Annotated in this window: 26 protein-coding genes; 9 read left to right on the plus strand and 17 right to left on the minus strand. The window is 47.3% G+C overall.

Annotated elements, in window-relative coordinates:
- Window positions 1-11: 11 nt before the first annotated feature.
- The 10 genes from Q5076_RS00555 to Q5076_RS00600 all read right to left on the minus strand — a co-directional run bounded on the left by Q5076_RS00555 (window position 12) and on the right by Q5076_RS00600 (window position 11,654).
- Window positions 12-1,616: a RagB/SusD family nutrient uptake outer membrane protein gene (locus tag Q5076_RS00555; protein ID WP_303010255.1), complete on the minus strand. Its 1,605-nt coding sequence runs from the start codon at window positions 1,614-1,616 to the stop codon at window positions 12-14.
- A gap of 17 nt (window positions 1,617-1,633) precedes the next feature.
- Window positions 1,634-5,224, minus strand: coding sequence for a SusC/RagA family TonB-linked outer membrane protein (locus Q5076_RS00560; RefSeq protein WP_303010257.1), 3,591 nt, complete (start codon window positions 5,222-5,224; stop codon window positions 1,634-1,636).
- 166 nt (window positions 5,225-5,390) lie between these two features.
- The gene (locus Q5076_RS00565) at window positions 5,391-6,563 is read right to left on the minus strand and encodes a FecR family protein (protein WP_303010258.1); all 1,173 of its coding nucleotides are present in this window, start codon (window positions 6,561-6,563) and stop codon (window positions 5,391-5,393) included.
- 82 nt (window positions 6,564-6,645) lie between these two features.
- Complete coding sequence (locus Q5076_RS00570) at window positions 6,646-7,152, minus strand: RNA polymerase sigma-70 factor (protein WP_303010259.1); 507 nt, start codon at window positions 7,150-7,152, stop codon at window positions 6,646-6,648.
- 179 nt (window positions 7,153-7,331) lie between these two features.
- Complete coding sequence (locus tag Q5076_RS00575; RefSeq protein ID WP_303010260.1) at window positions 7,332-8,021, minus strand: DUF4858 domain-containing protein; 690 nt, start codon at window positions 8,019-8,021, stop codon at window positions 7,332-7,334.
- A gap of 36 nt (window positions 8,022-8,057) precedes the next feature.
- Window positions 8,058-8,582: a DUF4943 family protein gene (locus tag Q5076_RS00580; RefSeq protein ID WP_303010261.1), complete on the minus strand. Its 525-nt coding sequence runs from the start codon at window positions 8,580-8,582 to the stop codon at window positions 8,058-8,060.
- Between the two features lie 11 nt (window positions 8,583-8,593).
- Window positions 8,594-9,640, minus strand: coding sequence for an outer membrane beta-barrel protein (locus Q5076_RS00585; RefSeq protein WP_303010262.1), 1,047 nt, complete (start codon window positions 9,638-9,640; stop codon window positions 8,594-8,596).
- On the minus strand, window positions 9,624-10,175 hold the full coding sequence (locus Q5076_RS00590; RefSeq protein WP_303010263.1) for an RNA polymerase sigma factor: 552 nt from the start codon (window positions 10,173-10,175) through the stop codon (window positions 9,624-9,626). The genes Q5076_RS00585 and Q5076_RS00590 overlap by 17 nt, the downstream gene beginning before the upstream one ends.
- Window positions 10,176-10,420: 245 nt before the next feature.
- Complete coding sequence (gene nadC, locus Q5076_RS00595; protein WP_004300759.1) at window positions 10,421-11,269, minus strand: carboxylating nicotinate-nucleotide diphosphorylase; 849 nt, start codon at window positions 11,267-11,269, stop codon at window positions 10,421-10,423.
- The gene (locus tag Q5076_RS00600) at window positions 11,262-11,654 is read right to left on the minus strand and encodes a DUF4783 domain-containing protein (protein WP_004326554.1); all 393 of its coding nucleotides are present in this window, start codon (window positions 11,652-11,654) and stop codon (window positions 11,262-11,264) included. The genes nadC and Q5076_RS00600 overlap by 8 nt, the downstream gene beginning before the upstream one ends.
- Before the next feature lie 127 nt (window positions 11,655-11,781).
- Between Q5076_RS00600 and rlmH the strand changes: the two genes are divergently transcribed.
- The gene (gene rlmH, locus Q5076_RS00605; RefSeq protein ID WP_303010264.1) at window positions 11,782-12,255 is read left to right on the plus strand and encodes a 23S rRNA (pseudouridine(1915)-N(3))-methyltransferase RlmH; all 474 of its coding nucleotides are present in this window, start codon (window positions 11,782-11,784) and stop codon (window positions 12,253-12,255) included.
- Between the two features lie 26 nt (window positions 12,256-12,281).
- On the opposite strand, the gene queF is transcribed toward rlmH, so the two are convergent.
- The 3 genes from queF to Q5076_RS00620 form a co-directional block, all read right to left on the minus strand.
- Entirely contained in the window at window positions 12,282-12,737 is a 456-nt protein-coding gene (gene queF, locus Q5076_RS00610; RefSeq protein WP_303010266.1) for a preQ(1) synthase, read from the minus strand.
- 528 nt (window positions 12,738-13,265) lie between these two features.
- Window positions 13,266-13,925, minus strand: a complete 660-nt coding sequence (gene queC / locus Q5076_RS00615) for a 7-cyano-7-deazaguanine synthase QueC (protein WP_303010268.1) — start codon at window positions 13,923-13,925, stop codon at window positions 13,266-13,268.
- Window positions 13,926-14,019: 94 nt separating this feature from the next.
- Window positions 14,020-14,700: a queuosine precursor transporter gene (locus Q5076_RS00620; protein WP_303010270.1), complete on the minus strand. Its 681-nt coding sequence runs from the start codon at window positions 14,698-14,700 to the stop codon at window positions 14,020-14,022.
- Window positions 14,701-14,988: 288 nt separating this feature from the next.
- On the opposite strand from Q5076_RS00620, the gene Q5076_RS00625 reads away from it, so the two are divergent.
- Entirely contained in the window at window positions 14,989-15,471 is a 483-nt protein-coding gene (locus Q5076_RS00625) for a hypothetical protein (RefSeq protein WP_303010271.1), read from the plus strand.
- On the opposite strand, the gene Q5076_RS00630 is transcribed toward Q5076_RS00625, so the two are convergent.
- Window positions 15,428-15,931 carry an RNA polymerase sigma factor gene (locus Q5076_RS00630; protein ID WP_303010272.1) on the minus strand — a complete coding sequence of 168 codons (504 nt, stop codon included), beginning with the start codon at window positions 15,929-15,931 and terminating at the stop codon, window positions 15,428-15,430. The two genes, Q5076_RS00625 and Q5076_RS00630, sit on opposite strands and share 44 nt — an antisense overlap.
- Window positions 15,932-16,095: 164 nt before the next feature.
- On the opposite strand from Q5076_RS00630, the gene Q5076_RS00635 reads away from it, so the two are divergent.
- A complete protein-coding gene (locus Q5076_RS00635; protein WP_303010273.1) occupies window positions 16,096-17,385 on the plus strand; it encodes a DcaP family trimeric outer membrane transporter in 1,290 nt (429 codons plus the stop codon).
- 254 nt (window positions 17,386-17,639) lie between these two features.
- Here Q5076_RS00635 and Q5076_RS00640 read toward each other — a convergent pair whose 3' ends face one another.
- Window positions 17,640-18,974, minus strand: a complete 1,335-nt coding sequence (locus Q5076_RS00640) for an OmpP1/FadL family transporter (protein ID WP_303010274.1) — start codon at window positions 18,972-18,974, stop codon at window positions 17,640-17,642.
- A 208-nt stretch (window positions 18,975-19,182) separates the two neighbouring features.
- On the opposite strand from Q5076_RS00640, the gene Q5076_RS00645 reads away from it, so the two are divergent.
- The 5 genes from Q5076_RS00645 to Q5076_RS00665 all read left to right on the plus strand — a co-directional run bounded on the left by Q5076_RS00645 (window position 19,183) and on the right by Q5076_RS00665 (window position 23,483).
- Entirely contained in the window at window positions 19,183-20,184 is a 1,002-nt protein-coding gene (locus tag Q5076_RS00645; RefSeq protein ID WP_303010360.1) for a 2-hydroxyacid dehydrogenase, read from the plus strand.
- A 60-nt stretch (window positions 20,185-20,244) separates the two neighbouring features.
- Complete coding sequence (locus Q5076_RS00650; RefSeq protein ID WP_303010276.1) at window positions 20,245-20,949, plus strand: pirin family protein; 705 nt, start codon at window positions 20,245-20,247, stop codon at window positions 20,947-20,949.
- 266 nt (window positions 20,950-21,215) lie between these two features.
- Complete coding sequence (locus tag Q5076_RS00655) at window positions 21,216-21,947, plus strand: MBL fold metallo-hydrolase (protein WP_303010277.1); 732 nt, start codon at window positions 21,216-21,218, stop codon at window positions 21,945-21,947.
- Window positions 21,948-21,960: 13 nt separating this feature from the next.
- Window positions 21,961-23,091, plus strand: a complete 1,131-nt coding sequence (locus Q5076_RS00660; RefSeq protein ID WP_303010279.1) for a DUF4468 domain-containing protein — start codon at window positions 21,961-21,963, stop codon at window positions 23,089-23,091.
- A gap of 14 nt (window positions 23,092-23,105) precedes the next feature.
- Window positions 23,106-23,483: a VOC family protein gene (locus Q5076_RS00665; RefSeq protein WP_303010280.1), complete on the plus strand. Its 378-nt coding sequence runs from the start codon at window positions 23,106-23,108 to the stop codon at window positions 23,481-23,483.
- Window positions 23,484-23,678: 195 nt separating this feature from the next.
- On the opposite strand, the gene Q5076_RS00670 is transcribed toward Q5076_RS00665, so the two are convergent.
- On the minus strand, window positions 23,679-23,864 hold the full coding sequence (locus Q5076_RS00670) for a hypothetical protein (protein WP_303010282.1): 186 nt from the start codon (window positions 23,862-23,864) through the stop codon (window positions 23,679-23,681).
- A 131-nt stretch (window positions 23,865-23,995) separates the two neighbouring features.
- Here Q5076_RS00670 and Q5076_RS00675 point away from each other — a divergent pair, with 131 nt between their 5' ends.
- Window positions 23,996-24,400 carry a hypothetical protein gene (locus Q5076_RS00675; RefSeq protein WP_303010283.1) on the plus strand — a complete coding sequence of 135 codons (405 nt, stop codon included), beginning with the start codon at window positions 23,996-23,998 and terminating at the stop codon, window positions 24,398-24,400.
- A 181-nt stretch (window positions 24,401-24,581) separates the two neighbouring features.
- On the opposite strand, the gene Q5076_RS00680 is transcribed toward Q5076_RS00675, so the two are convergent.
- Window positions 24,582-25,247 (minus strand): ABC transporter ATP-binding protein, encoded by a 666-nt coding sequence (locus Q5076_RS00680; RefSeq protein WP_303010285.1) that lies wholly within the window; start codon window positions 25,245-25,247, stop codon window positions 24,582-24,584.
- Between the last annotated feature and the right edge of the window lie 10 nt (window positions 25,248-25,257).

The following is a 25,257-nucleotide window of genomic DNA, read 5'->3' on the forward strand; positions in this document are numbered from 1 at the left end:
AACTCATCATTTTAAAGTGCTCCGGCCACCCGTGTCGGACGCTTATTTACAATACTGGTATCAAAATTACGTTCCAATTGCGGAATGCTCAATACATATCCCTCATCTCCCTGCTCCAACGTATATACAGTTCCGCCTATCCATTTATGCTTCAACTCCGGCTGAGTGGTACGCCGCAAATCCCACCAGCGATGGCATTCCTCAAAACACAGCTCACGCCTGCGCTCGTCCCAGATAAACCGGACAAGCTCCTCCGCGGACGTAAAATCCGCCATCGTCAAATCCTGGTAACCGGCGATTCTTTTTCTGCGCAACTCGTTCAGATAATAAAGCGCCTTGTCCATATCCGGAGCTGCCTGGCGCGCATAAGCTTCGGCAAGGTTCAGATAAGCCTCAGCCGTCCGGAAAGCCTGTTGCAGCGTATTATTGCTGTCATATTCATCATATTTCACCACAGCGGAATTATATAAATACGACGGCATGGAAGAATACACCGCAAGAAGCATGTCCCGCCCGTACTCATAATATACCGAATTAGGATAAAGCACACCCCAATAAAGCCCCAGGTTGAAGAAGAAACAATGCCTTCTGTCCGCCATATCATCCTGCGTCTTATTCAGCTCCGGCAAATAGCTCTCCAATAAAGTCCCTTCCCCGCCTTGAGGTTCGACTTGCGAGATTCTGAACCCGGTATCTTCAGACCAGAACATCATGCCCGCATACCTGGAATAATAATCCGTATTGTCCCTCTCGCAAAAATTCCACAAGATTTCCGGATTCGAATCATAATCAATGAATCCCACATTCTCGCTCGACCGGCTGTATTCAGGCTCCGCCAGCCATTTTGAAGAAATATCGTACAACTCCGGTTTCTGGCGCAACAACTCGCCGGCATACTGCGCGGACTCCTCGTATTTCTCCATATACAGCTTCACGCGGCTAGCCAGGAGCAAGGCCGCATATATATTCATCTCATGTTTGCTCACAGGCGCATAACCGTCCAGCAATTCGATGGCCTCTTCAATATCTTCCTCCACCTGCTCCCAGATTCTGCGCGAACTCTCCCTGGGATAAATCTCCGAACTCGGAGTCGGGTCCAGCCTTAAAGGCATGCACGCCTCATCCACGGAAGTGCTGTTATAAGGATAACCATACGAATTCACCAACAGAAAATAAGCATAAGCCCGCTGGAACAAAGACTGCCCCCTCAATATCCTTTTCTCGCTTTCCGTGCCTTCCGCCTCTTCCAATCCGTCCAGACAAGCGTTAGCTACGAGCACCTGGGAATAAAGCCAGGCATACATGCCGTCAGTGAACGACTCGTTCTCAATCTCGCGCATCCAGCAATAAGCATAATTCATAATCTCAATCTGTCCATTAGTAGACAAACCGGCATCATAATCGATAAACTCAACATCATCCGTCATATAATTCAAGAAATAGGTCTGGTCATTAAAATCCTTGAAATAACCCTCCCCCTGCAACAACTCCTTGTATTGCGCCACCGTAGTAGGGATAATCAAATCCTGTGCAGACCTTTCCAGAAAATTCTCACATCCGCCCAGAGCCGAAGCGGCGCACAATATGAATGTTAATTTATACAGTATCTTTTTCATATCCAATCTTAATAACTTTAGAAATTGATATTCACATTAAACGTGTATGTAGGTTGCGTCGGCACACTGGCAGTCCCGCTTTCCGGGTCGCGGCCGTTCCACGCCTTATCCGCCCAGAAACAAAGATTAGTCCCGGACAAAGACAGTTGCATATCGCTGATGCCCACCCTTTTCAGACACGGCAGATGCAAATAATAGCTGAGACTGATGCTGGACAAACGCAAAATATCGGTCGGAGCCACACGTACCGTACTGTTGTTATACATAGTCAGGCCGGAGATTTCTTCCCGGTCGCGGTCATACTTCTCAAGAACCAACTTGCTATATTCATTATAATTATACATTTTCGGAATATTGGTATGAGCCTCATCCCCCGGTTTGTACCATCGGTCGGCATATTCCCGCGTCAGGTTCGTTATCGGCCGGAAAGCATTCGACTGCTCGCTGTCATAAAGTTGCGGCAAACGTCCCACCGCTCCCCATGAATAACTGAAAGTCGCCGACAAACGTAAATCCTTGTAACGCCCGCTCAATGTAAAACCTCCCGAATGCGGGGGAGTAGTCACTCCGGACTGCACCATCTCCACCTCGTCCGTATAAAGAGTATAATTCTTAACCGTTTTTCCCTCAGCCGTCACCGAAGTAGTCTTCCCGTCTTTCCCGTAAAACAGCGGATAACCGGTTTCCGGGTCCAGACCAGCAAACGGATACGAGAACAGGAGTCCCAAAGGTTCGCCCTCAATCATGGCATTTCCCGCAGCCATTTCGGAAAACGAATAAGTAACATCCGGATTAGCCTTTATCAGTTTATTCTTTACATAAGAATAATTCAATATCACATTCGCTTCCCAGTCCTTGCTGCGGTAAGGCGTCAGCCGCAATCCCAAATCCACCCCGCTGTTGTTCATCTTGCCATAATTCACTTTCACGGAACTGGCTCCCACCGCCTGGGAAACCTTGGCAGCCATAATCATATCGACTCCCTTTTTCTTATAGACATCGACAGTTCCGTTAATCCAGTCATTAAACAACTGAAAGTCCAGCCCGAAATTGTAGGAAGTCGTCTTTTCCCAACGCAAGTCCGCATTCGGCAGATACTCGAAGAAAGACTCCTCCAACTGGGTAGTGCCGTTCAAAGCCCCCACCCGGATTACCAAGTCCGGAGAAGTGCTGGAATCCACATTTCCCTGCACCCCGTAAGAAGCCCTGAAAGCCAGATAATTTATCACATCCTGATTCTGCATGAATTTCTCATTGCTCAACGTATATTTGCCCGCCACAGACCAAACAGGAAGAAAGCGGTATTTCGGGTTACTGCCGAACTGGTTGGAACCGTCCATGCGGATATTGCCGCTGACCGTCAATTTGTCCTTGTATGAATAAATGAAATTGCCCAACCAGGATACGTAATTCTGGGTGTAACCGGTGGCAACGGGCGACGCCAGCAAGTCGCTTTTAAGATAAGCGTCCGTCTTCACCGGGTTAAACGTATTGCCGCGTTCCGGATACCATCCGGCATAATCGCCGGAAAGCCCTTCCGTCTTAATGGTACGTATCTCGGAAACTCCCATCAGGCCGACGGTGTGATGCTTGGCGAACGTCCGGTTGTAACGCAACGTATTTCTTAAAATAGCGGTTTCCACATTCGTGTTGTTCTGGGAATAAATTCCGCCGTAAGGCAACGGAGACAAAGACTCGTATTCGGAACCCTTCTCCACATCCCCCTTCATGTAACCGCGGATATCGGCGACGTAAGTAGAACCCTCCTTCGCCCAGTCCGTCACCTTCCGCGTATTCTTCTCATAAGAGCCGAACAACTCGTAAGTCAAATCCGGAATCACCTTCCAATGAAAATCCAAAGAGCCCGTAAAAGACGAAAGGTCCGACTTCATGCCGGTATTCGCAATCTCATTCAGAATACTGTACCTCTTCGTGCTGGGCACACCGGTAATCGCCGTGCCGAACGTGCCTTCCGACGCATACCGGGTTTCATACATATAAGGCTCACCGTTGCTGCCATAGGCGGGAACCGTGCGCGAAGTATTATAAGCATACGAATTCGGATTCACCCCCGCCATAGTGCTATACCCTTCATTCTTTGTCGTATATGCGCAGATTGCCACTCCCAGGTATAATTTCTCAGGTTTCAGCCAGGAATTGATTTTCGAATTAAAATTATACCTCTTGGAATCCGAAGAGCGTCCCGTCGATTGGGTATCCGAATACCCCAAAGAACCGTAATACGTAGTCTGTTCCGTTCCCCCGCTCACCGTCAAAGTATGGTTGTGGCTGAACGAGTTGCGGAACAGCAACCCATACCAGTCCGTATTCCTCTCCGCCATATTCTGCACTTCCGACACAAACTGGCTGTAAGTAAGCCCCCCGTTCAGATAGTTAAGATATGCCCCTTCATATCCGAAATCATAGGGCACTTGTATGTAACGGTAACCGTTATCTATAATCTGCCGGGAGAGGTCGATGCGTTCCGCCGCATTCATCAAATTCAAGTCCCCGTATCCGATGCGTTCGCTCACCGAGACAGAACCGCTATACCGAACCTGCGGCTTTCCAATCTTGCCCTTCTTGGTAGTCACCACAATCACGCCGTTAGCGGCCTGCACACCGTACAACGCCGTTGCGGAAGCATCCTTCAAGACGGTAATGGATTCGATGTCCTGCGGGTTAACCCCGGCAATGGCATTCCCCACCAGGTAAGCGGCATCGTCCCCGTTCAACTGCGAGTGGTCTACCGTGACATCTTCGGTCAGGATAATCCCGTCAAGCACCCACAACGGCGCCTTATTCCCCAAAATGGAAGAAGTGCCGCGGATACGAATCTTGGGTGTCGCCGTCGGTTCGCCGCTTGTCTGCATCACTAAAAGCCCCGGCACATTTCCGCTGAGCATCTGGTCTACGGAAGGCAATCCCGGAGACATGATATCATCCATCTTCAACTGGGTAACCGCCCCGGTAGAACGCGCCTTCGAGATATTCTGGTAACCGGTAATCACCACTTCGTCAATCGAGCTCAAATCATCCTGCATGATAAGCGGAGAAACCTTGATATTCGCCCCTTTCGACACCTGAATCTTTTCCTCCACCGTTTTCATCCCAATATAAGAAGCCTGCAGGACATACTGCGAATTATCACATTTGACAAGCATGTGAAATTCCCCATTCTCATCCGTCACCACTCCTCTGGAAGTATCTTTGATACGCACCGTAGCCCCCGGAAGCGGATTCCGGCCGCCGTCCAGCACCCTGCCGTAGACAAAACACTGGTTTCTCTTTGCCCTGGCAACAGACGACTGCGGGTCCAGATACACCGTAATGAACTGCCCGCGTTCCTTATATAAAAGCGGCGTACCCGCAAGGATTTGCTGCAAGGTTTCAATCACCGTCTTATTCTGCACGTTTGTGTTGACCTTATACGGCACCACGTCTTCATAACTAAAACTAATCTTCTGATCGCCCGCCTGAGCAATCCTTTTCAGGGCCGAAGGCATCGACTCATTCCGAAAATCCAATGAGATTCTTTTCTCTTGTGTAAATGAATATTGAATGCATAGCAATAACACCAGCACAAGTCCAATCTTCACTTTTTCCATAACTACCTTGATTTAACGATTTATACACTTTTTTCGACATCTTATATATACCTCGTTAACCGATACGGAATGGGTGACACAAAAAATGAGGAAAAGTTATTTTTTTCCTCATTTTCATATCAAAACGCACACTTTTGCCAAGTGTTTATTTATATACAGAAATATCTTAACGCTTTTTAATTACGACTTGTTTTTTCGCCGCATCAATGGAAACTTTCACCGCGCCGATTTGGTTCAACTGTTCAACCGCCTCTTCCAAAGTGCCCGTGCGTTCGGCCCAGAAAGTGAAATGGTAAGATTCCGCCTCTTCATCCCTAAAGACAACCGTCACATTATACCAGCGCCCTAGAATCTGCATGATATCCAGGAGCTTGGTCTGTTCAAAATAAAACAAGTCTTCCGTCCATGCGGTAAACTCACGCAGGTTGACCTCTTTTATCACCACATTGGACAAGGAGTCATATTCCATATCCTGCCCCGGCACAAGGAGCTGCTGCCGGCTGGAAAGAGTATCCGACACCATCACGCTGCCTTCCACCAATGTCACATGCTTCCTTCCGCCCGGATACGAACGGATATTAAATTCCGTCCCCAAAGCCTGTGTCATGGTTTCGTGATGCTTCACGATAAAAGGTCGCGCCTTGTCCTGCGCCACCTTAAAGTAAGCCTCCCCCTCCAGCTCTACAGTCCGCGTCCCTTCCGCAAAAAAGGAAGGATAACTCAGACGGCTGTCGGCATTCAGCCATACGGCCGTACTGTCGCTCAACACCACCTTGATGCTCTTCCCGCGCGGAGTAGCCAACGTCAATCTCTTTGCAGCCGTCTTCACCGTGTCCCGCGTATAATCCAGCACTTTCTCATAAACGGACGCAGGCGCTTCCTTCCCGGTGTACAAAAGAACCGGGGTAACCTTCTCTACGGCCTCGATAGCCACCAATGCATGCCCGTCCGCCGGACTGTCCGCCACACACCCCTCGATGGCCGCAGGCAACTCCTCACAGTCTTTGCCTTTATCATGGAAATAAAATCCGAGTAAGAAAACAATCGCCAACGAAGCGGCCGCGCCGACAGCCCCCATCCGGAGAAAACGGGTACGGGCGGCCTTCTTTTTCCCCAGTCCGCCATTCCGCCTCTTCACGCGCTCCCATTGGGAACCGACATCAGGAATATTTTCCGGGGACACTCTCCAGGCGGCTTCCCGGCAATCACATAGCCCGACGAACCACTCCCCATGTTTTTCATCCTCATCCAGCCATTTCAGAAACTCTTCCGACTGCCTGAGCGCAGGTTCCTGCAAAGCCTCCCATACAAAATCCGGTATTTGGTTGATATCTATCATGTTACTATCTTTTTTACTTATAACACGGTCTGTATTATTGAAAAGGTGACAAACATCATTTCTTTTTGTGCTTTATTAATATTTACCTGTTACTCTTCTCCCGTAAGAATTGCAATGCCCTCATTATATGAGTCTTAACCGTATTCACGCTAATATGGAAATCTTCCGCCACTTCCTTATACTTCCTTCCTTTGAGAAAACACTCGTCAAACACCTTACGGGTCTGGAACGGCAACAGTTCTATTCCCTCCATGATTCGGTTTATTTTCCGCTCATGCTCAATCACCTCCTGTATGGAACGCCCGTACCATTCTTCCAGATGAATGTTAGACCGGTTTTTCTGTTCCACTTCCTTATGCCGCAGATAATCGATGCAATTGTTCCGCACCAGGGCATACAACAACGGCAAAGGCGATGTCTCCAGGTTCAGCCGGTCATACTTTTCCCAAAAATAACAAAATACATCATTCGTAATATCCGCAGCGCATTCCGTATCATTCACCATCCGGTGTGCATAATAAAATAATTCCCGATAATGTGCTTTGAATATAGCCTCGTAGTATTTGTCTTTTGGCAGCCCTTTCTTCATTCCTTCTTCTTACATTAGCAACGCAAAATTACATAAAATTATTGATTCATGGCTGTATCTCCTAAAAATAAAGAATATTCTATTCCCATATTGCCGATAACGGTGATAAAATGACAGAGGAAACTCCTGATATGCAGAAGTCCCGTCCCAAGCAGGCGGGCGGCGCAACAAGCATGCCCCTATTTTGTCCGGACAACCGCCGAATCTCCGTAAGCCCTCAACACCTCCAGCGTACGTTCACGGCGTTCCCGTCCTTTCCTGTCCCAGAAGTTTTTCGTAAAAACAGCCATCAGGTCAAGCCCGCCGATGGCTCCTCCATTGATATACACCCCGCTGTGCCCTATCGGGATAGGGTCGTCCGACGCTACCGTACTCACCATCCTCCCATTGGCGCGTTCGCCCAACAGGCAGACACGCACGCCGGCAGCCCGTATCTCCTCCAGGGAATTGCGCGCGCCTCCCTCCAACGGGCGACGGGCACGGTTGGTATATGACCTCTGGGTACGCAACTCATAGAACGGGTCTCCCCGCCAGGTGTTCTTGTCTACCCTTATCTTCTTCTGGTAGACCGGGTCCCAGTTATAACGGGTATTGGCAGTATAAGGCCTTAAAGTCAACTGCAACTTCGGTCTGGGCAAAGCCTCAGGAAGCGATTCGTCAGGCAACATCCAGCCCTTCTCTTCAGACATCCGCGGACTCCCCGCCGCACCGCCGAAATCAATCTGCCTGACTGCTTTCGGATTCAGTTTCAGCTCTTTACCGCTTTCCAGCAGTTTCTGCAAATTCAGCGAATCCCTGGCAGACCATTGGGCATAGCACGCCCCTGTCAGCAGCAATGACACTGCCGATATAAACAAACGTTTCCTCATGTTATTGTTTTTTATTTCCCGAAAGCCTCCCTTTTCTTACCACCAACGATAGCCTGTTCCGCAAAGCGGCTCGTCATAACACGGGTCAATCGTCCACGGGGTCTTCGGATATTGCCTTTCCTCCCACCAGCGGCGGTAACAGGCAACGGCGTCAAGCACTTCCTCATCCGTCAGGAAATAGATGGCTTCATAATTCTCGGCATTAGCCAGCACCATTTTACAGCCCAACGAAGGAGGCGTCCCCTGGCGGATATATTCAACCACCCAAAGCATGCACTCGCCCAAACGGATTTTACCGTTATTCATGTTATATACCGACGGGAAAGAAGGGATAACGGTGAGCTCTTCCGCATATTTCAAAAGTTCGGGAATATCCTCCTCCGTAAAATGAGGCACTTCCACCACTCCCTTGTCATTCTTCATTTTATATGTACCCGCTTTCAACTGCTTCACAAAAAGGGCAACGTCCGGATTGTCATAATCCATTTCCTCGCTGCTGCATCCGGTAACGGACACAATCAGGCAAACCGCCATCCACAGCATCACAAGTGTTTTTTTCATTTTCATTAGAATTAATACGTCATGCGGAGTCCGCAAAGTAAATTAAAGTTCGTCGGCCGTTTGGTGCGTACCGTAGCCAGTTTCGAATCAGTCTTGAAATGATGGGAAACACCGGGTTCGGCAAACAACGCCAGGCGGTCGTTAATCTTATAATTGATTCCGATACCGGCCGTCAATGCCAGTTGGACAGGTTCTTCCTTAAAACCATTGTCCGGCGCGCCGGCTATGCATTTATCCGCAACGCCTCCCACCGTAGCATAAATGCCGACTTTCCTCGTATCCGCCAAGGTAACGTTAATCTTCACCGGGATGCCCAGATAATGCAAATGTTGTCCTGCCGAACGAAGATTCGAATAAAGCAGCCCGGTTTCTATGCCCAGGTATTCATTGATTTTCCTCTCTACCGTCACCCCTGCCGAAACCGGCATCTTGTATGCGCCGTGGTCTGAGGGAAGCGCCGTTCCTGCCTGCACCTTCACCGCCCAGCGGTTTTTTTTCACAGCCGCCTCCCGCACCGCCGGTCCGGCCGGCTCTTCTTGCGAGGCGGGAGCTTCCATATTTCCGTTCGCAGCCTGCCAGTAAGTGTGATGCCCCCGGTTTCCGTACCGTTCCCCGCTTCCGGCAGAAGCGGTTGCCGAGAAAGAGAACTCCATGGAGAAAGTGACGGAAAGCGAATCCTCCTCTCCCGCATATTGGGAGAACATGCCGTAAGATTTGGGAGCCGGCTTGGGCAATACCGGTTCCACCGGCAACGGCAACTGGTTGACACGCACCCCGTCACCGTCCATCTGTCCTCCGCCCGTCACGGCTATCTTGGTAAACGCTTCTTCCATCTCTTCCTTCGGAGAGAAATACAAGAAGGTGGCCGATGATGCGGCAAGCACAAGCAGCACGGACGCCGCAGCCGCCACACGGAAGAACAGCAACCGACGACGCTGCTGGCAAGCCACGGGAATGTCCCGCGAGAGTTCTTCCCAGAAACCTTCCCGGACACTCATCTCCGCATCAGCGAGACGGGTGCGGAACAGGCCGGTTATTTCATCATTTTCTTTCTTCATGATTCCTATACTCTTTAATTCTTTTCGCTAACAAATATTTGGCACGGTGCAACTGTGAAGTAGACGAGTGCTCTTTGATATGGAGTATCCCCGCTATTTCCTTATGCGACTTCTCTTCAAACACATAAAGGTTGAAAACGGTTCGGCAACCATCCGGCAATTCGGCAATAAAAGCCATCAACTGCTCTTCGGAAATTCCAGCCCCTCCTCCCGAATCCGATATATCCGGTATATCGGGAAGCTGCTCTTCATGCACTACCAACTGGCTGACTCGCTTCTCCCGTCGCAGGAAATCGAGTGATTGAGTAACCATCACCCGGGTAATCCATGTACAAAGTGAAGACTCACCCCGGAACGAAAAGTTGGTAAAAATCTTGATGAAACCGTCATGCAGTACATCGTGCGCCGCATCCATATCGCCCGTATAGCGGAAACATACCGCCAGCATCTGTTTGGAATAGAGGGTGTAAAGTTCCTTTCGGGCTGAATCCTTTCCTGCCCGACAGCCCTTTATAAGTTCTATCTCGTTTTCCAAAGTCAATTACTTTTTTTAAAATCGAACGTATGTCTGCGTCGTTTGCTCATTAGACGCGAGAGTTTGAGGAATGCTGCAAGGAATATTGCTAAAAGAAGTTAAAGGATAGAAATAATAAACGGGAAAGAAAAAACGGTGAACGATAAACGGTAAATGATGAACAAAGCTGCGCATAATCATGCTACAAAATATCCACCGTTTACTGTTTATCGTTCACCGCTTACAGTTCACCGCTTATTATACTATCAGCATGCTTTGAAACTCATGTCCAGTCCTTTCACTGAATGAGTCAAAGCTCCTACAGAGATGAAGTCTACGCCACATTCGGCATACTCACGAAGAGTATCAAAGGTGATACCACCCGAAGATTCGGTTTCGTATTTGCCTGCTACCATCTCTACTGCTTTCTTTGTCATTTCGGGAGTGAAGTTATCAAACATGATACGGTCTACTCCGCCGAGATCAAGAACTTGCTGCAGTTCGTCGAAGCTGCGGACTTCTATTTCTATTTTCAGGTCTTTACCTTTTTCCTTGCAATATTCTTTGGCACGAGTGATTGCTTTGTCGATACCTCCGGCAAAGTCCACATGATTGTCTTTCAGAAGAATCATGTCGAACAGACCAATACGATGGTTTACTCCGCCACCGATTTTCACTGCCATTTTTTCGAGGATACGCATACCGGGAGTTGTTTTGCGGGTATCAAGCACACGGGTATTTGTTCCTTCCAATACCTTTGCATATTTACGCGTCATTGTTGCAATACCGCTCATACGCTGCATCACGTTCAACATCAGGCGTTCGGTTTGAAGTAAAGATTGCACTTTTCCTTCCACTACCATTGCTACATCACCCGGTTTCACTTCTGTTCCGTCATTAATAAACACTTCCACTTTCATGGTAGGATCAAAACGGTTGAAGATTTCTTTAGCTACTTCGATGCCAGCCAACACACCGGCTTCTTTGATAAGCAATTTTGATTTTCCCATTGCCGTAGCGGGAATACATGAAAGGGTGGTATGATCGCCATCACCTATATCTTCTGCAAAAGCAAGATCGATCAACTTGTCGATCAGTTCTTTTTCCTTATTCATTGATCTTGTCAATTCTTATTTGATGTATTAAATATTGATTCTGCACTTTCTTCAGGAAGCAGTTCACACGAAAGTTCCCATTAGTAGTAGCCAACGTACCGATAACGAAACTCGATTCGTCCCGTTTTCCCTGATGGTTCACATTAAATCCGCTGACTTTATTCTTCGTAAAGAATTCCTGCATCGCAGCTGTTGCTTTCTGTTTGTCAACGTTTGTCGAGCGACCTTGGAGCACCAGGTTTACCTTGTCCCCCATATACTTACTTAGCTCTTGCGAGCTTCCTCTTTTAAATGCCGTAATCACTCCTGCCGGTATCTCTTGCGCCATTAGCAACGAGAGGGAAAGAAGCAATGCGGTCATTCCTACGAGCACTCGTTTTTTCATAATTACAAGCTTTTAAGTTGAAGTTTAAAGGCTTAAACTTTCAACTAATGATAGGCAAAGGTAAGCATTAATTGCAGAATAACATAAAAAATGCCTATTTTTGTGCATTAATCAGAATCACAGGCGCATGAAAACAATCCTGCTCGTCGTAGGACGAACCGTAGAACAACATTATATCACTGCTATCAATGATTATATACAACGTACAAAGCGTTATATCAGCTTCGACATGGAGGTGATTCCGGAATTGAAAAATACGAAAAGCCTTTCGACGGAAGTGCAGAAGGAGAAGGAAGGGGAACTGATTCTCAAAGCGCTCCAACCGGGGGATGTAGTGGTGCTGCTCGATGAGCACGGAAAGGAAATGCGTTCCCTTGAATTTGCCGAATATATGAAACGGAAGATGAATACGGTCAACAAACGGCTGGTTTTCATCATCGGGGGGCCTTACGGCTTTTCCGAAAAGGTCTATCAGGCCGCCCATGAGAAAATATCAATGTCGAAGATGACTTTTTCACACCAGATGATACGGCTGATATTCGCGGAACAGGTCTACCGGGCAATGACGATATTGAACGGGGGGCCGTATCACCACGAGTAAAACTTATTCCGCGCTGTCGCCGCCGGTTACTCCCTGCCCGCCAAACGCTGTTCCGCCAGTTGTTCGAACTTAGTCCCCGGCCGCCCGTAATTGGCATACGGATAGATGGAAATGCCTCCGCGGGGGGTAAAGATGCCGGTCACTTCGATGTATTTGGGATTCATCAGCCTGATGAGGTCTTTCATGATGATATTCACGCAATCTTCATGGAAAGCTCCATGATTGCGGAAACTGAAAAGATACAGTTTCAAGCTCTTGCTTTCCACCATTTTCATATCGGGAATGTAGCTGATGCGTATTTCGGCGAAGTCCGGCTGTCCGGTAATCGGACACAGGCTCGTGAACTCCGGGCAGTTAAAACGTACCCAGTAATCATTTTCAGGATGCTTGTTGTCAAAAGCTTCCAGTACTTCAGGAGCATAATTCTGCTTATACTCGGTTTTTCTTCCTAATAAGGAAAGTTGGTCTTTTAATTCAGTCATTATCATTTGTTTATTACAATCTCTGCCTTAAATGAAAAATGCATTTTCTCTTTTACCTGCCGCCATCCAATCCCAAAAGGCTTATTTAACAGCCGGTCTTGTCCTGTTATACTACAACTTTATCCGGACACTAAAAGGCTACGCCGTGTTTCACCACCTGAAACAAAGTGTTTCATTACTTGAAACTGTAGTTTCAAGCGCTAGAAACTAAAGTTTCATCCTAGTGGAAACTATGGTTTCATTCTGTTGAAACTATAGTTTCTCGCCGACGAAACTAGAGTTTCTCACCGATGAAACAACGGTGTCAAGCTATTGGAACAAATCTAAGCCTTATGCATCCCCGGAGGAAAGCCGCTGCCATTTATCAGCCGGAGCTTACCGGCAGCAACAGATGTGACGGCAAAATACCGGGTTTAGCTGCTGTCACCGCTTGCTGTCACAATCTATATATTTTATAATCAAGCATTTATCGGCAACAATGTGACAGATGACAGCAAAAAATACATTTTTAATCTCCAGGTAGAGATATTATTGATTCTTACTTTTTAAATATTTCTCCAGTCCTTGCCGACGCAACGTGCATGCCGGACAGTGTCCGCAACCATCTCCCCGGATGCCATTATAGCAGGTCAGAGTCTCGGTGCGAATCAGTTCCAGCACTCCCAGCTCATCCGCCAACGCCCATGTTTCCGCCTTGTCAATCCACATTAAAGGGGTATGAATCACGAACTGTTCATCCATCGCCAGATTGAGAGTGACATTGAGCGACTTGACAAAGGTATCCCTGCAATCGGGATAACCGCTGAAATCCGTCTGGGAAACTCCCGTCACCAGATGATTGATGCCGCGTTCGCGGGCATATACCGCCGCGATACTCAAGAAAAACAGGTTACGGCCCGGAACAAATGTATTGGGGACATCGTCTGCGGGCTTTTCCCAATCCATCTCCATAGTAGTATCGGTCAATGAGTTACGTCCCAGCCGGCCGATGAAGGAAACATCCATCGCATCAAATTCCACTTCCGCTTTCCGGGCTATCTCCCGCGCAAGCTCCACTTCTTTCTGATGTTTCTGACCGTACAGGAAACTCAAGGCATATACTTTCTTAAAGTTACGTTTCGCCCAAAACAGGCAGGTGGTAGAATCTTGTCCGCCACTAAATACGACTAATGCTGCGTCTTTATTCATGATTAATATTTTTTCAACAGGCGGATATGCCTGCATGCCGGTTTTCATGCGGACTGAGAGCGCCCGGCCGGTATGCAGGCACACCGGCATTCAATTACAGTTCTTTGACTTTTAATATATTATAGGAGATTCCGGTGTCGTAGACATCACTTCCGTCTATTTTCTTGACGGCTTTCACCACCCGAATCGTGACCGGAAGGATGATAACTTCATAAAGGGATTTCAATACTATCTGAACTCCCATCATGACGAGCAGTTCTTTCCAGGCGATAACGCCGCCAAAAGCTACAGGGAAGAAAATGAACGAATCGGCGGTTTCGCCGGCAAGGGTAGACAAAATGGCACGTGCGGAAAAGTTACGTCCTCCGCTTGCGACTTTCATCTTACTCATCACATACGCATTGAGGAAGGAACCGGCAAGAAAGGCCGTCAGGCTGGCAGCGACAATGCGGGGAGCCATTCCGAAAACGAAATTGAAATGTTCTTCTCCCTCCCAAAAAGGAGCGGCGGGGATGGCAACGGCTACCAGTCCGAGGGAAACAACGAAAACATTCATGGCAAAACCGCTCCAGATGATAAGGCGCGCTTTCTTGAATCCCCAGACTTCGGCGATGCAGTCGTTAATTATATAAGAAATAGGAAAAACCAACAATCCGGCTGTTACAGTCAAGCCGCCGAGCTGGATTACTTTCGTTTCAAGAAGGTTGGCTGCAATGAGGCATACATTAAAAAGAATGCCCAGCAACATAAAAGGTACGGATACTTTCTCTTTCATAACTCCTGTTTTTTACGTGGTGTTCTAGAATACACGACCGTTATTCACGGCATCATACAACTTATTTGCGCCGCAAAGGTAGGAAATAAAACCGGAATTTCCTCTTTGTCTTTCCGGATTCTGCATTCCGGAAGCGGAAAAATAGTCTGATGTACCTTTCTGCCCGTATCGTATCCCGGCAGAAAGGCGCGTTGTTCCGGTTTTAAAAACGTATCATTCAGTACGGCTTAAAACCGTTGTCCGGAAAAAGGAACTGTCCGGAAAAGAAAGTTTTCCGAAAAAGAATGTATGGTGGAGAATATCCAGAAAGGGATGTTTAGGGAAGAATATCCACCAAAAGAATATTCAGGAGAAAGATTCAGAAAAGAACACTCAGGGAAAAATGTCACCAAAAATATTCAGGAGAAAGATTCAGAAGAGAACACTCAAGGGAGAATGTCCCCCAAAGAATATTCAGAAGAAATATTCCAAAGAGAACGCTCAAGGGAAAACATCACCAAAAATATTCAGGAGAAAGATTCAGAAGAGAACGCTCAGGGAAGAATGTCACCAAAAGAATATTCAGAAGAAAGATTCAAAAGAGAACACTCAGGGGAGAACGTCCTCAAAAGAATATTCAGAAGAAATATTCAGAAAAGAATGCTCACGGGAGAATGTCCCCCAAAGAATATTCAGAAGAAAGATTCAAAAGAGAACACTCAGGGGAGAACATCACCCCAAAAAATATTCAGGAGAAATCTTTCAGTTCTTCTTTCAACCGCTTGCGGATAAAGAACAGACGGCTTTTCACAGTCCCCATCGGCAGCCCCAGCTTTTCGGCGATTTCCCTGTATTTAAATCCTGCCACAAACATCTGAAAAGGAACTTTCATATCTTCGGGTATGGAATGTATCACACGGTACAACTGCTTCATGTCATAGGCAAACTCGAATCTGTCGCCTTCTTCATCTTCTATCTGGCTCTGCTGGCTGATAGAATAAGTATCGTCTATGAGATTCATTTCACGGATGGACCGGCGGTAATTGTTGACGAAAATGTTACGCATAAGCGTGTACATCCATCCTTTCAGATTTTTAGCATAGGTAAATTTCTCATGGTTGTCCAACGCCTGCAATACGCAATCCTGAACTAAATCATTGGCTGAATCGCGGTCTGCGGTCAGCTTGTATGCGAAACGGTGCAAATCCGGCTGTATATCTAATATCCCTTGTGTAAAATCCCTTTTTTCCATCGTCGTATTTTCTTTTATCTGATTAGTACGATACAAAGTTCCGTTTTTCTAGAATCATTATAAATAGCAATTCTTCCGGTATGTTTGGCAATTTTTCCCTCTCCCCTTTCAACCATTTCTTTTTTTAGTTGTTCATTGGGCATTCACCTAAAACTTAACTTATAATGAAAACAAGCTTTAAAATGGTAGCTATGCTACTGGGGATGGGAATTTTCCCTGTCTGTGCCCACGCACAAAAAAAGGTAATCATTGAAGATGAGGAACCGAATTCGATTATGTTTGTCTCACGGGACAAGGCGGGCGATGAAATCATCCGAATCATGAACGACCGCCAGCAGATGCGTTTCCACGACCCGAAGGCTCCCCGCTTCCTGCTGACCGACCGGAAAGGAAAGTTTGCTCTGGGCATCGGCGGCTATGTCCGTGCGACGGGAGAGTATGACTTCAACGGAATAGTCAATGACGTGGACTTCTATCCGGCACTGATTCAACAGCCGGGAAAAGGCAATTTTGCCAAGAACCAGTTCCAGATGGATATCACCACTTCCACTCTGTTCCTCAAACTGGTAGGACGTACCAAACATCTCGGTGATTTCGTGGTCTACACCGCCGGAAATTTCCGGGGTGACGGAAAAACGTTCGAACTGCAGAACGCTTATGTACAGTTTCTGGGTTTCACCATCGGATATAACTACGGTTCGTTCATGGACCTTTCGGCGCTGCCTCCCACAATTGACTTTGCAGGCCCGAACGGTTCGGCTTTCTACCGCACCACCCAATTAAGCTATATGTATGACAAAGTAAAAAGATGGAAATTCGGTGTCGCTATGGAGATGCCTTCGGTAGACGCCACGACCAACCATGAGGTATCCGTCAACACCCAACGGATGCCGGACTTCGCCGCTTCCGCACAATTCAACTGGAACAGCAGTAGCCATGTCAAGCTGGGCGCAATCGTCCGCAGCATGACCTACTCAAGCAACGTGCATGACAAGGCTTATTCTGCCACAGGCTTCGGATTGCAGGCTTCCACCGCATTCAACATCACCCGAAAACTACAGGCATACGGACAGTTCAATTACGGGAAAGGCATCGGTTCTTACTTGAATGATTTAAGCAACCTGAACGTAGACCTCGTGCCCGACCCCGACAAGGAAGGAAAAATGCAGACTCTCCCAATGCTGGGATGGTATGCGGGATTGCAGTATAACTTTACTCCGAACGTATTCGTTTCGGGAACTTACAGCTTATCCAGGCTTTATTCGGAAAACGGATACCCCAGCGAGAATCCCGATGCATACCGCAAAGGGCAATATCTGGTAGCCAATGCTTTCTGGAATGTCAGCAGCAACCTGCAAGTGGGCATTGAATACCTCAGGGGCTGGCGTACCGATTTCGGTTCTTCAACGAATCATGCAAACCGGCTGAACATGCTGGTGCAGTACTCTTTCTGACCGGCATGCGGCGGTATCGCACTTCTATAAACCGATACCATAAAAAATGAGGCCGCATGAATGAAAAATGAGGCTGTATCAGGAAGACAGTTAACCCTAATGCTCTGCCACCCGGAGAATGCGGTAAAGAATCTCTTCTTCCGGTCATACAAAGAAAGGAGCCCCTTTGACAAATTCAGGATAACAGTATGACGGACCCGTCTCTACCTCGATACAGCCTCTTCTAACACATATATTTAAAACGGATTATGAAATCAGAATTTATAGTCGACTCCCAGGCCGAATACTTTGTTGGTACGGCTATATGTAGTCGCAGACACTCCAAGCGCGGTTTCGGACGCTTTATTATAATCCTTGTAGTTCGTCCAGAAATAGGCGATATTCATAGTCAGATGTTCCGTCATCTTAACGGCGGCGCCGAAACCCAACGAATAGGAGTCGCATGAGAAACTGATGTCACTCTGGAAGTCGTCTGCCAACCCGTAATCCGTATTCTGATAACCGCCGCTGATAGTCAGCCGTTTGGTAATGTCCCACTCGGCGCCGACCAGAACTTCGTGCGTGCCGTGTTTCAAGGCTTTCTGCTTATCATTCGCCATCCCGGCTGCTTTGTCAAAGAAATGGTGGTATTCTACAGATGCCCGGAGGCTGGGAAGAATCTCGTAACCGACGGCAGCCGTCAGCAAAGCGGGAATGTCGCTCGGAGTGTTGACTCCGTCTTTGTAGTCGGCCAACGGATTGCCTTCTTCTCCCATCGCTTCTCCGTTTTGTAGAACTTCTGCTACCTTGGTTTTGTTTTCAAGGTTCAGGTTGGTCATGAATTCATATTTCAGGCCGATATTCCATTTGCCCAGTTTCACGTCGGCCCCCAGGATAGGAGTCAGCCCCCAACCTGTCTGGTCACAGTCCAGCTTCATGGATGCCAGTTCCGTACCGCCCAGTTGCGGGATATCGGGATTGACCGTCGCAGTCAGGAATCCTTCGTAGCCTCCGCTAAAATAGTTCATGCGTCCGCCGGCAAAAACAGAAAGCCAGTCTGTCACTTTATAAGAGAGCCCCAACTGGACGCCGTAGATAAACTGGCTTCCGTCCATCGCGCTATTAATAGAATACATGCCAGGATTAATGCTACCCTGGGTCGCCCCGTAGATTTTACTCATTATCATTGCATCGAACATCCCCAGGCCATCGTCAAAAGAGGCTTTTCCGCCTCCGCCCACAACAGCGAAGCTTCCGGAAATAGTCCAGTCTCCTTTTTTATACGCTCCCTGAAAGCTGGGTACGAAAGGTGCGGAAGCTTTACCTTTATAATAACGCCTGTTCCCGTCTTCCGGAAACAGCGGGAACGTCATGTCGATGTTGCGGGTCTGATATGCGCTTTGCCCGTTCAGGGAAAGGTAGAGGCCGTCGCCCGGCAGGAAAGCCAGTCCGGCAGGATTGGAATAAACACCGTCAATATCAATGGATGCGCCGCGCGCCAACATTCTAAGGAAAGCTACATGTTGATTCGTATTTGTCAGAAGACCTCCGGCAAAAGTTGGAATTGAAACGATTAACATTACCAATCCAATCAAGGAAATTTTTCTCATCTAAATCTTTTTTAAATTATTTTCGCGGCAAAGATACAATATTATTGCACATGAAAGGTATCTCTGTGCATTTATTTTTACTTATCTCCCCATTTAATTGAAAAAACAAACTGTTTCTAATGAAACAATTCCTGTTTCTAACCGAATGAATAATAAACAATTCTTCCCGTCCCGGCGTTTATTATAAATAATGAAAACTGAATATATCATGGCATATACAATTGCGTTTTTTGGCACAAAGCCTTATGATGAGTCTTCTTTCAACGAGAAGAACAAGGAGTTCGGATTCGAGATGCGCTTTTACAAAGGACATCTGAACAGAAATAACGTATTGCTTACCCAGGGGGTGGATGCCGTCTGCATCTTCGTCAACGACACCGCCGACGCAGAAGTGCTCCGCATCATGGCGTCAAACGGAGTGAAACTGCTGGCCTTGCGATGCGCCGGCTTCAATAACGTGGATTTGAACGCCGCTGCCGCCGCCGGAATTACGGTTGTGCGTGTTCCCGCTTACTCGCCTTACGCCGTTGCCGAATATACCGTGGCGCTGATGCTGTCGCTCAACCGAAAGATTCCGCGTGCTTCCTGGCGCACCAGAGACGGGAATTTCTCGCTTCACGGGCTGATGGGGTTCGACATGCACGGAAAGACGGCGGGCATCATCGGCACAGGAAAAATCGCAAAGATTCTAATCCGTATCTTAAAAGGATTCGGCATGAATATACTTGCTTACGACCTTTATCCGGACTATAACTTCGCCCGCGAAGAGGAAATCGTATATACCTCGCTGGACGAGTTATACCACAGTTCCGACATCATTTCCCTGCACTGCCCGCTGACCGAAGCTACCAAATACCTGATTAATGACTATTCAATCAGCAAAATGAAGGACGGGGTCATGATTATCAATACCGGCCGCGGACAACTGATTCATACCAATGCGTTGATTGAGGGGTTAAAAAACAAGAAAATAGGTTCTGCGGGACTGGATGTTTACGAAGAAGAAAGCGAGTATTTCTACGAGGACCAGTCCGACCGCATCATCGACGACGATGTGCTGGCACGCCTGCTTTCGTTCAACAATGTCATTGTCACGTCGCACCAGGCGTTCTTCACGCGGGAGGCTTTGGAGAACATCGCATCGACGACATTACAGAATGTGAAGGATTTTATCAACCGTAAGCCTTTGCTAAATGAAGTGAAGAGATAAACTTTTCCGCCTTTCTTTTTGTTCACAGTAATATATGAACAATAAGAAAAGGAGAAGATAATGAAAAAAGTAATACATAAAGCGGACACGAGAGGCCATTCTCATTATGACTGGCTGGATAGTTACCACACATTCAGTTTTGACGAGTATTTTGACTCCGACCGTATCAATTTCGGCGCTCTCCGCGTATTGAATGATGATAAGGTGGCTCCCGGAGAGGGGTTTCAGACGCATCCGCACAAGAATATGGAAATTGTCTCTATTCCGCTGAAAGGGCATCTGCAACACGGCGACAGCAAAAAGAACAGCCGGATTATCACTGTCGGAGAGATTCAGACCATGAGTGCCGGGACGGGCATTTTCCACAGTGAAATGAATGCAAGCCCCGTGGAACCGGTGGAATTCCTGCAAATCTGGATTATGCCGCGGGAACGGAATACGCACCCTGTCTACCGCGACTTCGACATCAGCGGGCTGGAACGCCCGAACGAACTGGCGGTTATCGTATCGCCGGACGGAAGCACTCCCGCTTCCCTGCTGCAAGACACCTGGTTCTCCATCGGAAAGGTGGAAGCGGGCAAGAAAATCGGCTATCACATGCACCAGAGCCATGCCGGTGTTTATATTTTCCTGATTGAAGGAGAAATCATCGTAGACGGAGATATCATGAAATGCCGGGACGGAATGGGGGTTTACGACACCGGAAGTTTTGAACTGGAAACGTTAAAGGATTCGCACATCCTGCTGATAGAGGTTCCCATGTAAGGGGCAACCGTTTTTTGAAGAACGGACTTTAAATTGCCGGACGGTTTTATGGTAAAAATGAATATGGCAAATATCCGGCAAGAATATGCGGAAGACGGGTTACGAGGAAGTTTATTCCCCTGTAACCCGTTTTCACATCTGTCTTCCACATGTTTTGGAAGGATACGGGGAACGGGAAATCAATCGTCCCGTTCCTTGATTTCGTCGATTTTTCTTGGCAACTCCAACTAGATTACGTAATATTGCAAGGTTAAAATATTCAGCCTATGATACTGGATTACATTTATCACAGCGGCTTCGCCATCGAAGCGGAAGGCGTGACTGTCATCATCGACTATTACAAAGATTCTTCGGAAACCGGACACGGCAGGGGAATCGTGCATGACTGCCTCCTGCAGAAGCCGGGCAAACTTTATGTATTGGCGACTCATTTTCATCCGGACCACTTCAACCGTGAAGTGCTGGCGTGGAAGGAACAGCGTCCCGATATCCGTTATGTCTTTTCCAAAGATATACTGAAATCGCATCGTGCGGAGGCCGGAGACGCCATATATATAAGGAAAGGAGAAACGTATGAGGACGGGACGGTCCGCATCGACGCTTTCGGCTCGACGGACGTGGGCAGTTCATTCCTGCTCCACCTGCAAGGCTGGCGTATCTTCCATGCCGGCGACTTAAACAACTGGCACTGGAGCGAGGAGTCTACCGAAGAGGAGATTCGGAAAGCCAACGGAGATTTCCTTGCAGAAGTTAAATATTTAAAAGAAAAAGCCCCGATTGTGGACGTGGCGCTATTTCCGGTGGACCGCCGGATGGGAAAAGACTATATGAAAGGGGCGAAACAGTTTATCGAACAAATAAAAACTACTATATTTGTGCCCATGCATTTCAGCGAAGATTATGAAGGGGGAAACGCATTCCGCAGTTTTGCTGAGAAAGCCGGATGCAGGTTTATCGGCATCACGCACCGGGGCGAGAGTTTTGAAATTACCAAATAAACACGTGATAATTATGAATAAATTTACAATCTTGTTTCTTACGCTGCTCCTCGCATTGCCTATGGCGATGAGGGCAGATACCGCAAAAGAGAAGAGAGACGATACCAGGTATCTTTCAGGGGCTGTCCCGGAGGTAGACGGTAAAGTAGTGTTCTCCAAAGAATTCCAGATTCCCGGAATGAGCCAGGCGCAAATCTACGACACAATCCTGAAATGGATGAATGAGCGTCTGAAAGAGAATAAGAATATCGAAAGCCGCGTTGTCTTTTCCGACGAAGCGAAAGGTACGATTGCCGGCGTGGGGGAAGAATGGATTGTATTCAGTTCCAGCGCCCTGTCATTAGACCGCACGTTAATCAACTACCAGCTTACTGTTACCTGCAAGCCTGAGAACTGCCTGGTGGAACTGGAGAAAATCCGCTTTACTTACCGCGAGACGGAAAAGTATAAAGCGGAGGAGTGGATTACCGACAAGTATGCGCTCAACAAGGCGAAGACCAAACTTGTACGCGGACTGGCAAAATGGCGCAGAAAAACGGTAGATTTCGCGGATGATATGTTTATGGATGTGGCAGTGGCGTTCGGAGCGCCGGATACCCGTCCTAAGACTGAGAAAAAGAAGAAAGAGGAAGAGCAGCAGAAACCGCCTGTCGTGGCTGCCGCCGGCCCGATTGTTATCGGCCAGGGGGGAAAAGTCACCACTGCCGGTTCTACCCCTCAAACCGTTCCCGCCGCAACCCTGACTCCCGCCGTTCCGACAGGCAAGGCGTCGGCAGACATGCCCGGATATGTGGAAATCGACCTGAAACAGATTCCGGGAGAGGTATATGCGCTGATGGGAAGCGGGAAACTGGTTGTTTCCATCGGCAAGGATGAATTCAATATGACGAATATGACTGCCAATGCCGGCGGCGCACTGGGATACCAGTCCGGCAAAGCTGTCGCTTACTGCACGCTTTCCCCGGACCAGCCTTATGATGCGATAGAGAAAGCGGACAGTTATGTATTGAAGCTTTATGCTCCGGACCAAACGGTTCCACAAGCTGTTATCGAATGCAAGAAGTTATCTTCTCAAACGACTCCGCAGGCAGGCCAACCCCGCACTTATGTCGGCGAGATTGTAAAACTCTTAATGAAAAAATAAAGAAGATTGCAACTATGGAAATTAAAAGCAGGTTCGACCATTTCAATATCAACGTAACTAACCTGGAACGCAGTATCGCTTTCTACGAAAAGGCGCTGGGTTTAAAGGAGCATCACAGGAAAGAGGCGTCTGACGGTTCGTTCGTCCTTGTTTACCTGACGGACAGCGAAACGGGATTCCTCCTGGAGCTGACATGGCTGAAAGACCATACGGCTCCTTATGAACTGGGGGAGAATGAAAGCCATCTCTGTTTCCGCGTGGCAGGCGACTATGAGGCCGTCAGGGCATATCACAAAGAAATGAATTGCGTGTGTTTCGAGAATACCGCTATGGGGCTTTATTTCATCAATGACCCGGATGATTACTGGATAGAGATACTTCCGCAGAAATAAATGGTTGAGGCTGGCTAAAAAGGCCCGGTCACCGCTTATGCCGTTCCGAACCGACGGAAAGGAAAGGATAGCCGGATTACCGCTTTTTAGCCAGCCTCTGTTTTTTTATTCTTTTTATTCAAGGTATCCGGTGACTTATTTCACGTTACTTGATATTTTACGCTACTTGATTTATTTTACGTTTCAGGGACTTTTCTATTTTTTATGCCGGTTGGCTCTTTTCTTCCGGATTTCGGCTTTCATCTTAGCGGCTCCCGAACCGTGTTGCCCGCGAATATAGGTCGCTTTCCTGGCTTTTGTCCTCACTCTTTCTTCTTCCTGGGGTTTATCTTTCTTTCCTTTAAAGACGATTCCCCCCATGATTGCATCTTCTATACTCATACATGTATTTATTAAATCATTTATATTTCCGGCGGCAAAGATAATACAAAAAATGAGATACCGAGCAAACCACAGAAATACAATTGAAAATTAATGATTTATGAGATTTATACAACCGATGTGAGTGCCAATTGAAACCGACGGAAAGCCAACTTGAACCGAAGTTACGTCACTATCCCGTTACCAAAATCCACGAGAAGAAACGACAAGGAAAAAGTAGGCAAACCGAAGCAAAATCGCCAATCTCACAGGTATTTGCACTGGTAAGTAATGAAAAAACAAGAGGTATCATATCAATCGAAACAAAGACTGTCGTCGTACCGGACATGGAAGTGTGGCTGACGGCCGGGGAAATCGCCGAACTGCTCCATGTACGGGGAATCTCGATTGAATCCGCCATACGGAAACTGAAAAAAGACGTGATAAGTCAAAATCGTTATATTGCCCGGCGGGGGCATTATCCGGTAGAATGTCCGGCGTTGAAAAAAATGCATGAGAAAATCGTCGCTTTCATGGAAAACCGGCAGTCTAATTAATAACTGTGGTATAGACATGGGAACAGACGACATTTTCAGCCCTGCGTACCCGCCGAAGTCTTCCCGTCCCCCCCCTGAGTTGACGGGATTCACAATGGAAATCATTATCGAATAAGGAATAAGGTTTGTGAAAATCAATACTTCAAAAACCTTATTCCTTATATTAATTATTACGATGTGACTATTTATCCACTATTTTGCCATCCAATAAGTAAATGATTCGGTTGGCATAACCGGCATCTCTTTCTGAATGCGTGACCATTATGATAGTAGTTCCCTGTTCATTAAGCTGGCGGAGCAATGACATGACTTCAATGCCATTTGTCGAGTCCAAGTTGCCTGTCGGCTCATCCGCCAAAATCAAAGGACAATCCGTAACGATGGCACGAGCGATGGCTACTCGTTGTTGCTGTCCTCCTGACAGCTGTTGTGGAAAATGTCCGGCACGATGGACCATATTCATTTGCTTTAATACATTCATGACTTTTTGTTTCCGCTCAGCCTTCCGAATACCTAAATAAACCAATGGTAATTCTACATTTTCAAATACGGTCAACTCATCTATCAGATTGAAACTTTGAAAGACAAAGCCGATATTTTTCTTGCGAAAATTACTCAACTGGCTCTCACTCATCTTGGTCATTTCTCTCTCATTGATAAAATATTTGCCGGAAGTAGGCGTGTCTAACGTTCCTAAAATATTCAGCAGGGTGGATTTACCACATCCGGATGGTCCCATGATAGCCACAAATTCACCTTGCTCAATCTCTAAATTTACATTATTCAATGCTCTGGTCTGCACATCTTCTGTGGTGAAGATCATGGAGAGATTCTCTGTTTTAATCATATCGTTAACT

Origin of the sequence: uncultured Bacteroides sp. (genome assembly GCF_958445495.1) — a bacterium.
In the GTDB taxonomy this organism is placed as follows: Bacteria; Bacteroidota; Bacteroidia; order Bacteroidales; family Bacteroidaceae; genus Bacteroides.

Bases quoted from the DNA above. Each gene is read 5' to 3' on its own strand.
- Q5076_RS00555 (WP_303010255.1), bottom strand. From the start codon at position 1,616: ATGAAAAAGATACTGTATAAATTAACATTCATATTGTGCGCCGCTTCG.
- Q5076_RS00560 (WP_303010257.1), bottom strand. From the start codon at position 5,224: ATGGAAAAAGTGAAGATTGGACTTGTGCTGGTGTTATTGCTATGCATT.
- Q5076_RS00565 (WP_303010258.1), bottom strand. From the start codon at position 6,563: ATGATAGATATCAACCAAATACCGGATTTTGTATGGGAGGCTTTGCAG.
- Q5076_RS00570 (WP_303010259.1), bottom strand. From the start codon at position 7,152: ATGAAGAAAGGGCTGCCAAAAGACAAATACTACGAGGCTATATTCAAA.
- Q5076_RS00575 (WP_303010260.1), bottom strand. From the start codon at position 8,021: ATGAGGAAACGTTTGTTTATATCGGCAGTGTCATTGCTGCTGACAGGG.
- Q5076_RS00580 (WP_303010261.1), bottom strand. From the start codon at position 8,582: ATGAAAAAAACACTTGTGATGCTGTGGATGGCGGTTTGCCTGATTGTG.
- Q5076_RS00585 (WP_303010262.1), bottom strand. From the start codon at position 9,640: ATGAAGAAAGAAAATGATGAAATAACCGGCCTGTTCCGCACCCGTCTC.
- nadC (WP_004300759.1), bottom strand. From the start codon at position 11,269: ATGAATAAGGAAAAAGAACTGATCGACAAGTTGATCGATCTTGCTTTT.
- Q5076_RS00600 (WP_004326554.1), bottom strand. From the start codon at position 11,654: ATGAAAAAACGAGTGCTCGTAGGAATGACCGCATTGCTTCTTTCCCTC.
- rlmH (WP_303010264.1), top strand. From the start codon at position 11,782: ATGAAAACAATCCTGCTCGTCGTAGGACGAACCGTAGAACAACATTAT.
- queF (WP_303010266.1), bottom strand. From the start codon at position 12,737: ATGACTGAATTAAAAGACCAACTTTCCTTATTAGGAAGAAAAACCGAG.
- queC (WP_303010268.1), bottom strand. From the start codon at position 13,925: ATGAATAAAGACGCAGCATTAGTCGTATTTAGTGGCGGACAAGATTCT.
- Q5076_RS00620 (WP_303010270.1), bottom strand. From the start codon at position 14,700: ATGAAAGAGAAAGTATCCGTACCTTTTATGTTGCTGGGCATTCTTTTT.
- Q5076_RS00625 (WP_303010271.1), top strand. From the start codon at position 14,989: ATGGTGGAGAATATCCAGAAAGGGATGTTTAGGGAAGAATATCCACCA.
- Q5076_RS00630 (WP_303010272.1), bottom strand. From the start codon at position 15,931: ATGGAAAAAAGGGATTTTACACAAGGGATATTAGATATACAGCCGGAT.
- Q5076_RS00635 (WP_303010273.1), top strand. From the start codon at position 16,096: ATGAAAACAAGCTTTAAAATGGTAGCTATGCTACTGGGGATGGGAATT.
- Q5076_RS00640 (WP_303010274.1), bottom strand. From the start codon at position 18,974: ATGAGAAAAATTTCCTTGATTGGATTGGTAATGTTAATCGTTTCAATT.
- Q5076_RS00645 (WP_303010360.1), top strand. From the start codon at position 19,183: ATGGCATATACAATTGCGTTTTTTGGCACAAAGCCTTATGATGAGTCT.
- Q5076_RS00650 (WP_303010276.1), top strand. From the start codon at position 20,245: ATGAAAAAAGTAATACATAAAGCGGACACGAGAGGCCATTCTCATTAT.
- Q5076_RS00655 (WP_303010277.1), top strand. From the start codon at position 21,216: ATGATACTGGATTACATTTATCACAGCGGCTTCGCCATCGAAGCGGAA.
- Q5076_RS00660 (WP_303010279.1), top strand. From the start codon at position 21,961: ATGAATAAATTTACAATCTTGTTTCTTACGCTGCTCCTCGCATTGCCT.
- Q5076_RS00665 (WP_303010280.1), top strand. From the start codon at position 23,106: ATGGAAATTAAAAGCAGGTTCGACCATTTCAATATCAACGTAACTAAC.
- Q5076_RS00670 (WP_303010282.1), bottom strand. From the start codon at position 23,864: ATGAGTATAGAAGATGCAATCATGGGGGGAATCGTCTTTAAAGGAAAG.
- Q5076_RS00680 (WP_303010285.1), bottom strand. From the start codon at position 25,247: ATGATTAAAACAGAGAATCTCTCCATGATCTTCACCACAGAAGATGTG.